The 14,079-nt window shown below is 68.7% G+C and carries 12 protein-coding genes and 1 pseudogene; 10 read left to right on the top strand and 3 right to left on the bottom strand.

Going from position 1 to position 14,079, the window contains the following annotated elements; translation table 11 throughout:
• The first annotated feature begins 6 nt into the window (after window positions 1-6).
• The 4 genes from ACK4HJ_RS01285 to ACK4HJ_RS01270 all read left to right on the top strand — a co-directional run bounded on the left by ACK4HJ_RS01285 (window position 7) and on the right by ACK4HJ_RS01270 (window position 4,804).
• A complete protein-coding gene (locus tag ACK4HJ_RS01285; RefSeq protein WP_409826973.1) occupies window positions 7-1,035 on the top strand; it encodes a lactonase family protein in 1,029 nt (342 codons plus the stop codon).
• A gap of 40 nt (window positions 1,036-1,075) precedes the next feature.
• A complete protein-coding gene (garD, locus tag ACK4HJ_RS01280; RefSeq protein ID WP_409826971.1) occupies window positions 1,076-2,653 on the top strand; it encodes a galactarate dehydratase in 1,578 nt (525 codons plus the stop codon).
• Between the two features lie 83 nt (window positions 2,654-2,736).
• Entirely contained in the window at window positions 2,737-3,666 is a 930-nt protein-coding gene (locus ACK4HJ_RS01275; RefSeq protein WP_409826969.1) for a DMT family transporter, read from the top strand.
• A gap of 10 nt (window positions 3,667-3,676) precedes the next feature.
• Window positions 3,677-4,804 carry an aldose epimerase family protein gene (locus tag ACK4HJ_RS01270; RefSeq protein ID WP_409826968.1) on the top strand — a complete coding sequence of 376 codons (1,128 nt, stop codon included), beginning with the start codon at window positions 3,677-3,679 and terminating at the stop codon, window positions 4,802-4,804.
• Window positions 4,805-4,871: 67 nt separating this feature from the next.
• Here ACK4HJ_RS01270 and ACK4HJ_RS01265 read toward each other — a convergent pair whose 3' ends face one another.
• Window positions 4,872-5,822 (bottom strand): LysR family transcriptional regulator, encoded by a 951-nt coding sequence (locus ACK4HJ_RS01265; protein WP_409826966.1) that lies wholly within the window; start codon window positions 5,820-5,822, stop codon window positions 4,872-4,874.
• Between the two features lie 108 nt (window positions 5,823-5,930).
• Here ACK4HJ_RS01265 and ACK4HJ_RS01260 point away from each other — a divergent pair, with 108 nt between their 5' ends.
• The 5 genes and pseudogenes from ACK4HJ_RS01260 (at window position 5,931) to ACK4HJ_RS01240 (ending at window position 11,817) form a co-directional block, all read left to right on the top strand.
• Window positions 5,931-6,722 (top strand): SDR family oxidoreductase, encoded by a 792-nt coding sequence (locus ACK4HJ_RS01260; protein WP_409826964.1) that lies wholly within the window; start codon window positions 5,931-5,933, stop codon window positions 6,720-6,722.
• 93 nt (window positions 6,723-6,815) lie between these two features.
• Window positions 6,816-8,350: pseudogene (locus tag ACK4HJ_RS01255) on the top strand (DegQ family serine endoprotease).
• 112 nt (window positions 8,351-8,462) lie between these two features.
• Window positions 8,463-9,122: a response regulator transcription factor gene (locus ACK4HJ_RS01250; RefSeq protein ID WP_409826962.1), complete on the top strand. Its 660-nt coding sequence runs from the start codon at window positions 8,463-8,465 to the stop codon at window positions 9,120-9,122.
• Window positions 9,123-9,300: 178 nt separating this feature from the next.
• Window positions 9,301-10,683: an ATP-binding protein gene (locus ACK4HJ_RS01245; RefSeq protein WP_409826960.1), complete on the top strand. Its 1,383-nt coding sequence runs from the start codon at window positions 9,301-9,303 to the stop codon at window positions 10,681-10,683.
• Between the two features lie 141 nt (window positions 10,684-10,824).
• Complete coding sequence (locus tag ACK4HJ_RS01240; protein ID WP_409826958.1) at window positions 10,825-11,817, top strand: 2-dehydropantoate 2-reductase; 993 nt, start codon at window positions 10,825-10,827, stop codon at window positions 11,815-11,817.
• 194 nt (window positions 11,818-12,011) lie between these two features.
• On the opposite strand, the gene ACK4HJ_RS01235 is transcribed toward ACK4HJ_RS01240, so the two are convergent.
• A complete protein-coding gene (locus ACK4HJ_RS01235; protein ID WP_409826956.1) occupies window positions 12,012-12,530 on the bottom strand; it encodes an REP-associated tyrosine transposase in 519 nt (172 codons plus the stop codon).
• Between the two features lie 32 nt (window positions 12,531-12,562).
• Window positions 12,563-13,075 (bottom strand): Lrp/AsnC family transcriptional regulator, encoded by a 513-nt coding sequence (locus tag ACK4HJ_RS01230; protein WP_409826954.1) that lies wholly within the window; start codon window positions 13,073-13,075, stop codon window positions 12,563-12,565.
• Window positions 13,076-13,176: 101 nt separating this feature from the next.
• On the opposite strand from ACK4HJ_RS01230, the gene ACK4HJ_RS01225 reads away from it, so the two are divergent.
• The gene (locus ACK4HJ_RS01225) at window positions 13,177-14,079 is read left to right on the top strand and encodes an EamA family transporter (protein ID WP_409826952.1); all 903 of its coding nucleotides are present in this window, start codon (window positions 13,177-13,179) and stop codon (window positions 14,077-14,079) included.

Below are 14,079 nucleotides of genomic sequence, written 5' to 3'. Positions count from 1 at the left end.
TGTTCGATGAGCGATACCCTGGTTTTGGTTTCTTGCGCCGACAGCGGCGAGTTGCACGTGCTTCATCTGGCGTCCCACACGGGCCAGCTGCGCACCGAGCAGGTACTGCCTCTGGGTGGCCAGCTCATGCCCATGGCATTGAGTCCCGACAGCACCCGCCTGTATGTCGCTCGGCGCAGCGATCCGCTGGCTGTGGTCACGCTGGCCGTGGACAGCCGCGCAGGCCGCGCCGAGGTGCTGGGCGAGGCGCCGCTACCTGCCAGCATGGCCCATGTGGCCACGGATGGCACGGGACGCTGGCTGCTTACAGCCTCGTACGGGTCCGACCTGGTGGCTGTGCAGCCCATCGGCCCCAATGGTGTCGTGGATGCTGCTGCTGCCGCCGCCACCTACGCCACGGGCCGCCATGCGCACAGCGCGCTGCCCAGCCCTGGCAACGGTTTTGTGCTGGCGGCATCGCTGGGTGGTGGGCAGCTGCACCGTTACCGCCTCGATGCGGCCACGGGGGCTTTGCAGCCAAGCGAGCCCGCTGTCTTCGCCCTGCCTGCGGGCACCGGTCCAAGGCACTTGCGCTTTAACGCGCGGGGCGACCGGGTCTATCTGTTGGGCGAGCTCGACGCCTTCGTGCATGTGCTGGCGTGGGACGAAGCAAGCGGCGGCCTGGAGCTGTTGCAAAGCCTGCCCACGCTGCCGCCCGGCTTTGTCGGTACGGCCTGGGCTGCTGATATTCACCTCAGCCCGGACGGCCGCTGGCTGTACACCAGCGAGCGCAACAGCCACACACTGGCGGGCTTTGCCGTGGACGCCACCAGTGGCCTGCTGAACCCCATCGGACATTGGCACACCCAGCTTCAGCCTCGCGGCTTCGCCATCGCGCCCGACGGCCGCCACCTGCTGGCCGCAGGCCAGCTGAGCCACCGGGTCGGCGTGCACTTGATTGCGCCCGCCAGCGGCGCGCTGACGCAGGTGGCAGAGCACGATGTGGGCCTGAATCCGAACTGGATCACGATGCTGCCCCTGCAGCCTGAGGCATGACCTTTGCTGCATTGCCGACTTTGCCAAGACCCCACCACCGATGACCCGACCCGCCCTCACCATCCGCATGCACGCGGATGACAACGTCGCCATCGTCGCCAACGATGGCGGCCTGCCCGCTGGCACCGTGCTGCCTCCCGGGGTGCCCGGCGCAGGCCTGGCGCTGCGCGACAAGGTACCGCAAGGCCATAAGGTGGCGCTGCAAAACATTGCCGAAGGCGAGGTGGTGCGCCGCTACAACGTGCCCATCGGCTATGCGTTGAAAGATATTTCAGCCGGCAGTTGGGTGCACGAACGCCTGCTGCAGATGCCCTCGGCCCGCGCGCTCGAGGGCCTGCCCATGGCCACGGTGAAGCCGCCGGTGCCGGAGCCTTTGACCGGCTACACCTTCGAGGGCTACCGCAACGCCGACGGCTCGGTTGGCACGCGCAACATCCTGGCCATCACCACCACCGTGCAGTGTGTGGCCGGTGTGGTGACGCAGGCCGTGCGCCGCATCAAGGCCGAGCTGCTGCCTCTGTACCCCCATGTGGATGATGTGATCGGCCTGGAGCACACCTACGGCTGCGGCGTGGCCATTGATGCGCCCGACGCCATCATCCCGATCCGCACGCTGCGCAACATCAGCCTCAACCCCAACTTTGGCGGCGAGGTCATGGTGGTGAGTCTCGGTTGCGAAAAGCTGCAACCCGACCGCCTGCTGCCCCCGGGCAGCTTTCCCATCACCGACGAACGCGATGCGGCCTTGGGCCCAGAGACCGTGTGCCTGCAGGCCGAAGAGCATGTCGGCTTCATGTCCATGCTCGACCACATCGTGCAAAGCGCGCGCCCGCACCTCGAACGCCTCAACGCCCGCCGCCGCGAGACCCTCCCGGCCAGCGAGCTGGTGCTGGGCGTGCAGTGCGGCGGCAGCGATGCGTTCTCGGGCGTCACCGCAAACCCGGCCGTGGGCTTTTGCGCAGACCTGCTGGTGCGCGCGGGTGCCACGGTGATGTTCAGCGAGAACACCGAGGTGCGCGACGCCGTGGAGCAGCTCACCAGCCGCGCCGCCACGCCTGAAGTCGCGCAAGCCATCGTGCGCGAACTCGGCTGGTACGACCGCTACCTGGACCGCGGCCGTGTGGACCGCGCAGCCAACACCACCCCCGGCAACAAGGCGGGCGGGCTGTCGAACATCGCCGAGAAGGCCATGGGCTCCATCATCAAGAGCGGCACTGCGCCCATTGCGCACGTGCTGGCTCCGGGCGAAAAACTGCGCCGCGACCAGCGCGGCCTGGTGTACGCCGCCACGCCCGCCAGCGACTTCATCTGCGGCACGCTGCAGCTGGCTGCGGGCATGAACCTGCATGTCTTCACCACCGGCCGGGGCACGCCCTACGGCCTGGCCGAATGCCCCGTGGTCAAAGTGGCCACGCGCAGCGACCTGGCGCGCCGTTGGCACGACCTGATGGACATCAACGCGGGCAAGATAGCCGACGGCGAGGCCACCATCGAAGACCTGGGCTGGGAGATGTTCCACCTGCTGCTCGACGTGGCCAGCGGCCGCAAGAAGACTTGGGCCGAGCAGTGGAAGCTGCACAACGCGCTGGGGCTGTTCAACCCGGCGCCGGTGACGTGAAGTTATAGGGGCTATGGCCCCTTGTGTTTCCCCTCCAACAGCCCTTGCCTGCAAGGGCTGTTGTCCTTGAAAGACCGTTTCTCATGGGTCACACCCGTTTTTCCGACCGCAAGGTCGTGGTGGCGCTGGCGCTGCTGTGCTGTCTGCTATGGGGCAGCTCGTACCCGGCCATCAAGACCGGCTACGCCTGGTTTGGCATCGTCCGCAATGACATTCCCACGCAGCTCGTATTCGCAGGCTGGCGCTTTCTGGGCGCGGGGCTGATCCTGCTGGCCTGGGCCGTGGCCACGCGCAAGGCCATCTGGGGTCTGGGGCCCGGGGCCGGGCGCCAGCTGGTGGTGCTGGGGTTGGCACAGACGACACTGCAGTACGTGTTCTTCTACGTGGGCCTCGCGCACACCACGGGCGTCAAGGGCTCCATCATGAATGCCACGGGCACGTTTTTTAGCGTGCTGCTGGCGCACTGGGTCTATCACAACGACCGCCTGAGCCATGCCAAGCTTTGGGGCTGCGTGGTGGGCTTTGTGGGTGTGATGGTGGTGAACCTCGGGCGCGGCACGCTGGACCTGGACTTCACCCTGCTGGGCGAGGGCTTTGTGGTGTTCGCCGCCTTCGTGCTGGCCGCGGCCAGCATCTACGGCAAGCAGGTGTCGCAGCGCATGGATTCGGTGGTGATGACCGGCTGGCAGCTGGGCATTGGCGGCGTGGCGCTGCTGGCCATCGGCTGGGCGCTGGGGGGCTCGCTCACAGGTTTCACAGTGGGCTCGACCGTGCTGCTGATCTACCTGGCGCTGTTGTCCTCGGCCGCGTTTTCGTTGTGGAGCATTCTGCTCAAGCACAACCGCGTGAGCCAGGTCACGGTGTTCAACTTCACGGTGCCGATCTTCGGCGCAGCGCTGTCGGCACTCTTTCTGGGCGAGGCGCTGCTGGAGTGGAAGAACCTGCTGGCCCTGGTGCTGGTGTGCGCGGGCATCTGGCTGGTGACGCGCGACGCGCCGCCTGCCAACAAATAGACTTGCCGCCATGGCTTTCACACTCTCCCGCGACGCATTCCAGCGCGACCTGCATGGCCAGCGCACCGATCTTTTCACCCTGCACGGCGCAGGCGGCCTGCAGGTGGCCGTGAGCAACTACGGCGCCCGCCTGGTGCAGGTGGCCGTGCCCGACGCGCAGGGCGGTCTGGTCGATGTGGCCCTGGGCTATGACAGCCTGCAGGGCTACCTGGACGGCCAGCTCTCCATGGGCGCCTTCATCGGCCGATGGGCCGGGCGGCTGCGCCAGGGAAAGTTGGCATTGCCCGATGGCGCAGCGCTGCAGCTGCCCACCAACAGCGGCCCGCACCACCACCATGGCGGCCCGCGCGGCAGCCGGTTCCAGGTGTTTGTGGTGCAGGATGTGCAGCCCGACACCCTGGTGCTGGGCCACACCTTCCGCACCGAAGACGATGGCGTACCCGGCTCGGTGCGACTGCAGCTGGTGCTGCATGCCGCGCCCGACAACGCCTTGCACATGGCGTGGACCGCCGAGGTGGCTGATGCCTCCACGGTGTTCAACCCCACCGGCCACGCGTTTTTCAATCTGGCTGGCGCAGGCAGCACGCACGCCCACACCCTGCAGGTGCCCGCCAGCCGCTACGTGCCGCTGGAGGCCGACGTGTGCCCCAGCGGCGCGCTGGCGCCGGCGCAGGGCACGCCGTTCGATTTTCTTCAACCGCGCCGCGTGGGCGACGCCGTGGCGCAGCCGCACGAGCAGCTGGCACGCGCTGGCGGGCTGGACCATTACCTGGTGCTGGACGACCGCGCGCACGCCTCACCACCGCACATGCCCACCTCGGCCGTCACGCCCGCAGGCCTGCGCTTGGCCGCGTTGCTGGCCGAGCCCGTCAGTGGCCGCGCCATGGAGGTGTGGAGCAGCGTACCGGGCGTGCAGGTGTACGCGGGCCACGGCCTGAAGGCTGACCCTGCGCGCGACCTGGGGCGCCCCGCCGTGGGCGCACCTGGCGAGGGCTGGCTGTGGCAACCCGGCGATGGCATCTGCCTGGAGCCCATGGAGTACCCCGACGCCCCGAACCACCCTGCCTTCCCTACCCGTTGGTGGCAACCGGGCGAGGTGGCGCGTGGCGCCATCGTGTACCGGTTCTCTGGCGCGTAGCTATCCGTCAATTCACAGGGTTTGAAGTGTTTTTGGCTTCTAGCGCTTATCCAGCAAGCGCTGGCAGCTATTTTTTTGATAGTTTTTGGGCGTCCGCAGTCTCTGCTTCGCTGCGCAGGTGCGCCTGCACCACCTCCGCCAGCCAGTCCATCACCACCCGCACACGCTGCGACAGGTGGCGCCGATGGGCGTACAGCAGAGTCACCGGCATGGGCGGGGCGGGGTGCTCAGGCATCACCTCCACCAGCAGGCCACGGTCAATCAGTTCGCGCACGCCCAGCAGCGGCGCCTGGATCAGCCCCAGCCCGGCAGCGCAGGCGCCCAGGTAGGCCTCGGCGCTGTTCACCGTGATGCGGCCCGCCATGGTGTGGAAGCGGGTCTCGCCGTTGGAATCCAGTGTTTCAAACCCCGCCGAGCGCGTGCCCAGCGTGCTCACGTAGTGCACCAGGTCGTGCTGCGCCAGGTCGACCAGCGTGTGGGGCCAGCCCTTGCGCGCCAGGTAGCCTGGGCTGGCGCAGGTGGCCACGCGCACATTGCCCAGCGGGCGCGCCACCAGGCTGGGCTCGGCCACGGGGCCTACACGGATCACGCAGTCAAAGCCCTCGCGCACCAGGTCCACGCGGCGGTCGGTGCTGCTCAGCTCCACCTCCAGCAGCGGGTGGCGGTCCATCAGCTCCGGAAGGCGCGGCAGCACCAGCTGCCGCGCAATGCCAGTGGACATGTCGATGCGGACCCGCCCGCGCAGGGCCGCCCCGCCCGGCTGCTGGAACAGGGCTTGCAGCTCGTCCACATCGTCCAGCAGGTCCTTGCAGCGCTCGTAATACGCCTGGCCGTCCTGCGTGAGCTGCACGCGCCGCGTTGTGCGGTGCAGCAGGCGCGTGCCCAGCTGCGCCTCCAGCTGCTGCACCGCCAGCGACGCGGTGGCCTTGGGAATGCCCAGCACCTGCGCGGCCTGGGTAAAGCTGGCCAGCTCCGCCACGCGGGCAAAAGTTTGCATCTGGTCGAGGAGGGGGTTCATTGTTTGTTTAATCTGGACAATGAATCTGAATTTTGGTGATTTATCGGTCCTTTGGCAATCAATAAAGTCCATACCCATCAACCATTCCTCTCTGCAAAGGACCTTGCCATGACGACCTCTGTGACCTTGACACCTTCTTCATCCTCCAGTCCCATCGTTCTCATCACCGGCGGCAGCCGCGGCCTGGGCCGCAGTGCCGCGCTGGCTGCTGCCAAGAGCGGCATCGACGTGGTGCTGACCTACCGCCAGCAGGCCGCCGAAGCGCATGCCGTGGTGGCCGAGATCGAATCCCTGGGCCGCCGCGCCGTGGCCCTGGCGCTGGACGTGGGCGACGTCGCCAGCTTCGGCGCCTTTGCCGCGCAACTTGCGCAGGCCCTGCAGACCACCTGGCAGCGCGAGCGCTTTGACTTCCTGGTGAACAACGCCGGCATGGGCGTGCACACGCCTTTTGCCGAGACCACCGAGGCGCAGTTCGACGCCCTCGCCAACGTGCATTTCAAGGGCGTGTTCTTCCTCACCCAGAAGCTGCTGCCGCTGATGAACGACGGCGGCCGCATCCTGAACGTGTCGTCGGGCCTGGCCCGCTTCGCGCTGCCGGGCTACGCCGCCTATGCGGCCATGAAGGGCGCCATCGAAGTACTGAGCCGCTACCTGGCCAAAGAGCTGGGCCCGCGCGGCATTGCGGTGAACGTCGTGGCCCCCGGCGCCATCGAAACCGACTTTGGCGACGGCGCCGTGCGCGACAACGCACAGCTCAACGCCTTCATCGCCAGCCAGACGGCCCTGGGCCGCGTGGGCGTGCCCGACGACATCGGCCCGCTGGTGGCTGCGCTGCTGCAGCCGTCCACGCGCTGGGTGAATGCGCAGCGCGTCGAGGCTTCGGGCGGGATGTTCCTGTGACGGCAGGCGCCTGCAACGGCGCCTAAGCCTCGTCTAAGTCTGCGCTCCCACACTGCCTTCCATCGCAATCTCAGCCAAGGAAAGGCAGACACCATGAACACCGTTGCAATCACCCCCCGCCGTCTCATCCTGGCCCTGGTGGCCGCTGGCGCCATCGGCGGCACGGGGGCGGGCATTGTGGTGGGGCACCGCGCGCAGGCCAACCCGGCGCCGGTGGCGGCTACCAGCGCGCCCGCCATCCAGGCGGCGGCACCGGGGGCGGCAGCGCTGCCCAGTTTTGCGCAGATCACCGCGCAGAACGGTGCGGCCGTGGTCAACATCAGCGTCACCGGCACGACCAAGACAGCGATGGCTGCGGACGACGACGATGAGGATGACGAGCAGCCCACGGTGCGCCAGGGGCGCGGCCCGCAGATGGGCCCGAACGATCCGTTCTACGAGTTCTTCCGCCAGTTCGGTTTTCCCGCGCCTGGCATGCAGCAGGCGCCGCGCAACGTGCCCACGCACGGCCTGGGCTCGGGCTTCATCGTCAGCCCCGACGGGCTGGTGCTGACCAATGCGCACGTGGTCAAGGGTGCTAGCGAGGTGGTGGTCAAGCTCACCGACCGGCGCGAGTTCCGCGCCAAGGTGCTGGGCGCCGACGCCAAGACCGACGTGGCCGTGCTCAAGATCGACGCCAAGAACCTGCCTACCGTGCGCCTGGGCAGCACGCGCGATCTGCAGGTAGGCGAATGGGTGCTGGCCATCGGCTCGCCCTTCGGCTTTGAAAACAGCGTGACTGCGGGCGTGGTCAGCGCCAAGGGCCGCTCGCTGCCCGACGACAGCCTGGTGCCCTTCATCCAGACCGATGTGGCGGTGAATCCGGGCAACTCCGGCGGGCCGCTGTTCAATGCGCGCGGCGAGGTGGTGGGCATCAACTCGCAGATCTAAGCCGCTCGGGCGGCTACCAGGGCGTGTCGTTCGCCATCCCCATCGAGCTGGCCGGCAAGATCAAGGACCAGATCGTCGCCACCGGCAAGGTGCGCCACGCGCAGCTGGGCGTGGCCGTGCAGGAGGTGAACCAGGCGTTTGCCGAGTCGTTCAACCTCGACAAGCCCGAAGGCGCGCTGGTGGCCAGCGTCGCGCCCGGCGGCCCTGCCGACAAGGCCGGCCTGCAGCCCGGCGACGTGATCCGCCAGGTGGACGGCCAGCCCATCGTGGCCTCGGGCGACTTGCCCGCCTGGGTGGGCCAGGCGCAGCCCGGCCAGCAGGCCAAGCTGTCGGTGTGGCGCCAGGGCAAGCCCGTGGAGCTGACCGCCACCCTGGGCGATGCCAGCGCCAAAGCGGGCAGCAAGCAGGCGCGCAATGACGACGAGGCCGTGCGCAAGGGCCAGCTGGGCCTGTCGCTGCGCCCGCTGGACCCGCAGGAGCGCCGTGAGGTCGGCGTCGATGGCCTGGTGATCGAGCAGGCGCGCGGCCCCGCCGCGGCCGCGGGCGTGCAGCCCGGCGACGTGCTGCTGGCCATCAACGGCGCCCCAGCCAAGAGCATCGAACAGGTGCGCGCGGCCATGGCCAAGGCGGGCAAGTCGGTGGCGCTGCTGATCGAGCGCGACGGCAACAAGATCTTTGTGCCGGTGCGGGTGGGTTGATGGGGTAGGGCGGGCGGGGTCGGGCAACGAGCCTTGACCCCAACCCGTTCGGGCTGGGCCTGTCGAAGCCAGGGCACAGCCTTTGTGTTCCACCATTGGCTATGCTCACCCCATGCGCCTGCTGCTAGTAGAAGACGACCCCATGATCGGCGAGGCCGTGCAGGACCTGCTGCGCGCCGAGCAGTACGCCGTGGACTGGACCCGCGACGGCAACGCAGCCGACACGGCCCTGCGCACCCAGGCGTACGACCTGGTGCTGCTGGACCTGGGCCTGCCGCACCGCGATGGCCTGACCGTGCTGCGCGACCTGCGCACCCGCAAGGACCGCACCCCCGTGTTGGTGGCCACCGCCCGCGATGCCGTGGCCCAGCGCATCGAGGGGCTGGACGCAGGCGCCGACGACTACGTGCTCAAGCCCTATGACCTGGACGAGCTGCTCGCCCGCATCCGCGCGCTGCTGCGCCGCGCTGCCGGACGCGCCGAGCCGGTGTACGAGCACCAGGGCGTGAGCATCAACCCCGCCACGCGCGAGGTGACGGTGCGCGGCGTGCCCGTGGTGCTGTCCGGCCGCGAATGGGCGGTGCTGGAGCCGCTCATCGCCCGGCCCGGCATGGTGCTGTCGCGCCAGCAGCTTGAAGACAAGCTCTACGGCTGGGGCGACGAGGTCAGCAGCAACGCAGTGGAGGTGTACATCCACGGCCTGCGCAAGAAGCTGGGGCCCGAGTTGGTGCTGAACGTGCGCGGCGTCGGTTATCTCGTACCCAAAATGTGATGGCTCGGATGGCACCCCCTGAGTCGCTTCGCGCCTTCCCCCTCTCTCGCATTGCTGCGCAATGCGAGAGGGGGACGCCCCCAGCGCGGCGGGGAGGCCCTTGCGCGGGGGCACTGGGCTTGGCAGCGCCAGTCTTGGAGGCCCAGAGGTGAGCGGCACACTTTGGGCAGGCACGACCATGAACAAGCAAGTGACTTCTCGGTACTCCAAGCTGCGGTCGTTGCTCCCCCGTTCTCTGCGCATGCGGCTGCTGGCCTTCCTGCTCGCAGCCATCGTGCTGGCCGGTGCTGTGCAGGGCGCGCTGGCCTACCGCGGCGCGCTGGGCGAGGCCGATGCGCTGTTCGACTACCACATGCAGCAGACCGCGCTGGCGCTGCGCTCGGGCCTGCCCGTGGATGCGCAGGGCTTGGGCCCGGGGCTGGACCCGGAGGACGAGAACCATGAGTTCATCGTGCAGGTGTGGACCAACGAGGGCCTGCGCATTTTTGAATCCGCCGTCGGTGCCGACCTTCCGCAGATTGCCGTGCTGGGCTTCGCCAACGTGCAGGCGCGTGGCGGCACCTACCGGGTGTTCTCCCTGCAGACGCGCGCGCAGGTCATCCAGGTGGCGCAGAACATGGCCGTGCGTCAGGGCATGGCGCGCAGCCTGGCTCTGCGCACGCTGGCGCCGCTGGCCTTCATGGCGCCGCTCCTGGTGGTGGCCGTCTGGTGGGGCGTGAGCCGATCCCTGGCCCCGGTGGAGCGCGTGCGCCGCCAGCTGGCCGAGCGCCAGGCCGACGACCTCTCGCCCGTGAGCGATGCGCAGCTGCCCGACGAAGTGCAGCCGCTGGTGAGCGAACTCAACCTGCTGTTCGAGCGCGTGCAGCGCGCGTTTGAAATTCAGCAGCACTTTGTGGCCGACGCCGCGCACGAGTTGCGCTCGCCTTTGGCTGCGCTGCGCCTGCAGCTGCAGGGCCTGCAGCGCGCGAGTGACGACGCTGCGCGCGCCGCGGCGGCAGAGCGCCTGTCTTCCGGTATCGACCGCGCGACACGCCTGGTGGAGCAGCTGCTGGCCCTGGCCCGGCAGGAGGCCGCCGCCACCCCGACCGAGCCGGTCGATCTGCGGGCCGTGGCCCAACTGGCGCTGGCCGACGTGGCCGCTGCCGCCCAGGCGCGCGGCACGGATGCGGGCCTGCTCGACTCCGACGCCGCGACCGTGCCCGGCAACGCCGAAGCGCTGCGCATGCTGGTGCGCAACCTGCTCGACAACGCCATCAAATACACCCCGCCCGGCGGACAGGTGGACGTGCAGGTGCGTGCCGAGGCCTCAGGCCATGCCGTGCGGCTCACCGTGGAAGACAGCGGCCCGGGCATTGCCCCCGAGCACCGCGACCGCGCCCTGCAGCGCTTTGTGCGCGTGGGCAGCGACAGCGCAGCCACCGGCAGCGGCCTGGGCCTGGCCATCGTGCAGGCCATCGCGCAGCGGCATGGCGCGGCGGTGGAGCTGGGCGCATCGGAACGCTTGGGTGGCCTGCGAGTGGCGGTTGTTTTTGCTCCTGAAACAATAGCTCCTGGCGCTTGATAGATAAGCGCTAGATGCCGAAATGGCTTGAAATTTCTGCCGCAGAGCTGAGCGTCGCCTGGGCGCCAGACGGTTGTTGGGGAAGGCCCTCACAATGCCACCCGGGTACAGAGCCCGCTTTTCAAAGAGGACCTCGCAGCCATGCATTTCATCGTTCTCGGCGCCGGCGCCATCGGCTGCTATGTGGGCGGTCGCCTTGCGGCCCACGGCCAGGCCGTCACGCTGGTGGGCCGTGCCCACGCCCTGCAGCCCATCGCCGCGCAGGGCCTGCGCGTGACCGACCTGGACGGCTTTGACCGCACGGTGCCCGCGGCCGCAATGCAGCTTGCCTCCACCCTGGCCGAGGCCGCGCCCCTCGGGGGCAGCGTCGTCCTGCTGTGTGTGAAAAGCGGCGCCACCGAATCCGCCGCGCGCGAGCTGGCGGCCGCGTGCGCGCCCGGCACGGCGGTCGTCTCGCTGCAGAACGGCGTGGACAACGTGGCCCGCATCGCGGCCCAGGCACCGGCCCTGCGCGCGCTGGCCGGCATGGTGCCGTACAACGTGGTGCTGCGCGGCGCGCACGTGCACCGGGCCACGGCGGGGCAACTGCAACTGCAGCGCGATGCCGCCACCGAGCGCATCGCCCCGGTCTTCGAAGCCGCGGGCCTCGCCACCGTGCTGCCGCCGGACATCCGGGCGGTGCAGTGGGGCAAGCTTCTGCTCAACCTCAACAACCCTGTCAATGCGCTGTCCGACCTGCCCCTGCGCCAGCAGCTGCTGGACCGTGACTACCGCCGCGTCTTCGCCGCCCTGCAATCCGAAGCCCTGGCCGTGATGGCCCGCGCGGGCATCCAGCCGGCCAAGGTCACGGCGGTGGCGCCCAAGCTCCTGCCCCATGTGCTGCGCCTGCCCAACTGGCTGTTCACGCGGCTGGCCCAACGCATGCTGCAGATCGACGCCACGGCCCGCTCGTCCATGTGGGACGACCTGGAGGCCGGGCGCGTCACAGAGGTCGATGCGCTGTGCGGCGCGGTGGTGCGGCTGGCAGCGCAGCAGGGGATGGCTGCGCCGCTGAATGCGAGGATGTGCGAGCTGCTCAGCGGGCCGCGGCTGCGGCTTTCGGGCATGGAGATGCGCCGGATGGCGGGGGTGTAGGAGCGGGGCTTGTCGGGTTACGCCCTTCGGGCTAACCCGACCTACCATGGGGCCCGTTCGCTCCCGTAGGTCGGGTTAGCGCAGCGTAACCCGACGCGGCCAAGAGGCCCAGGACGCGGGTACTCGACCGTAGGTCGGGTTAGCCCGAAGGGCGTAACCCGACGCACGCCACCGCTCACTCCCGACCTACCCCTTCAAGATCTGGCGCGGAGTGCCCCCAATCGGGCGGATAAATCCCCGCCGCCACATACCGCCCAAAACTCGAATACGGCCATGCCCCCCGCAGATTTCGCCCACCCGTGCTTGACCGGGTTGTAGTGGATGTAGTCCACATGCCGGGCGTAGTCCTCTTCGTCCCGGATTCGATGCTCGCAGTAGCGGTGTTGCCAAACGGCTTGCTCCTGCTTGGCGGCGCGGGCGGCATTCTGCGGGCCTCGCTGGTTCGCAGGGCCGTGCTTGGTGAACCAAGTCTTGATCAGCCGCCACCGGGTCGCAAAATCCGCGTCGTCTGGCGGCAGTGTCCAGATGCAATGCACATGGTCCGGCAGCACCACCATGGCGTCGATCACGAAGGGTCGCGCCGAGCGCACCCTGCGGAAAGCGGCGCGCAGCGTTTCCACGGCGTCCTCGCTTTGCAAGAGGGGGCGGCGGTCGTGGGTGACGACGGTGAAGAACAAAGTGGCGCCCGGGGTGAAGGCGCGGCGGTATTGCATGGGTCGGGCGGGCTTCTGAAGAGGGTGTCGGGTTACGCTTCGCTAACCCGACCTACGGGTGACGCGGGCGCCGTTCCCAGCGGCACCCTCAGCCCCGCCTTCAAGCACCCCAGCGCCACCGACGTGCGAAACCGCCGCACGTTGTCATCCCCATCAAACAGCCGCCGCGTCAGCGCCTCGTAGTCGGCCATGGAGGCCACCGTCACCACCAGCAGGTAGTCCGCCTCGCCCGTCACGTAGTAGCACTGCTGCACGGCCTCTTCGGCAGCGATGCGTGCGCGCAGCGGGGCGGTGCGGTCGGGGCGCTCGTTCTCCAGGTGCACCTCCACGATGATGGTCAGCGGCTTGCCGACCTTCTCCGGGTCCAGCACGGCCACGTTGGCGCGGATCACGCCGGTGCTTTGCAGCCGCTGAATGCGCCGCTGCACGGCCGGGGCCGAGAGGTTCACGGCCTGGGCGATCACGCGCTGGGGCGTGGTGTTGTCGGCCTGCAGGATGTCCAGGATGGCGAGGTCGAAGCGGTCGAGTGCGGTGGGTGCGGTCATGCGGAACCTTCTGCGGGGGCGAGAACGGGGTGAGTGAAAGTTGCGTTTTACCCCTCAAATCAGAGTCAAAAAAACGGCGTGGGCGAACTATATTTTTGCGCATGCCAGTTTCTTCCTCCACCTCTGCGGTGTTCCACCGTTTTCTTCCTTTTCTTGCCGTCCTGGGCTCCGTCACGGCCCTGGGCATCGGCACATCGTGGGCCAAGCACTGGCTGTTTCCGGCCGTGGGCGCACAGGGCACCACGGCGTTGCGCGTGGGGTTTTCGGCGCTGTTGGTGCTGCTGCTGTGGCGGCCCTGGCGCTGGCACCTGAGCCGGGCCGACGCGAAGTCGGTGGTGCTGTACGGCGCGGCCCTGGGCGGCATGAACCTGATGTTCTACATGTCATTGCGCACGCTGCCGTTCGGGCTGGCGGTGGCCATCGAGTTTGCGGGGCCGCTGGCCGTGGCCATCTGGTCGTCGCGCCGCGCGGTGGATTTTGTGTGGGTGCTGCTGGCCATGGCGGGCCTGGGGCTGCTGCTGCCCTTGGGGCTGAGCGGCAGCATGCTGGACCCAGTAGGCGTGGCCTATGCGCTGGGTGCTGCGGTGTTCTGGGCGATGTATATCGTGTTCGGCAAGCGGGCAGGACACCTGCACGCGGGGCATTCGGTGTCGCTGGGGTTGCTGGTGGCCGCATTGGTGGTGGTGCCGGTGGGCGTGGCGCATGCGGGCGCGGCGTTGCTGTCGCCCAGCCTGCTGCTGATCGGCGTGGCGGTGGCGGCAGTCTCCAGCGCCGTGCCCATATCGCTGGAGATGATGGCCCTCAAGCGCCTGCCCAAGGAGGCCTTCGGAATCATGATCAGCATGGAGCCCGCCGTGGCTGCGCTGGTGGCCATGGTGCTGCTGGGCGAACACTTGAGTGCGGTGCAGTGGCTGGCCATCGGCTGCATCATGGCCGCGTCCATGGGCAGCGCGGCCACGGCCCGGGCGCCCGCGGCGCAGCGCGCCGCTACCCAACCGGCCTGA

It is taken from the genome of Acidovorax sp., assembly GCF_046294525.1.
Classification (GTDB): domain Bacteria; phylum Pseudomonadota; class Gammaproteobacteria; order Burkholderiales; family Burkholderiaceae_C; genus Acidovorax.
The sequence above is the reverse complement of the archived record's forward strand: the minus strand, read 5'-3'. Positions and strand labels throughout refer to the sequence as shown.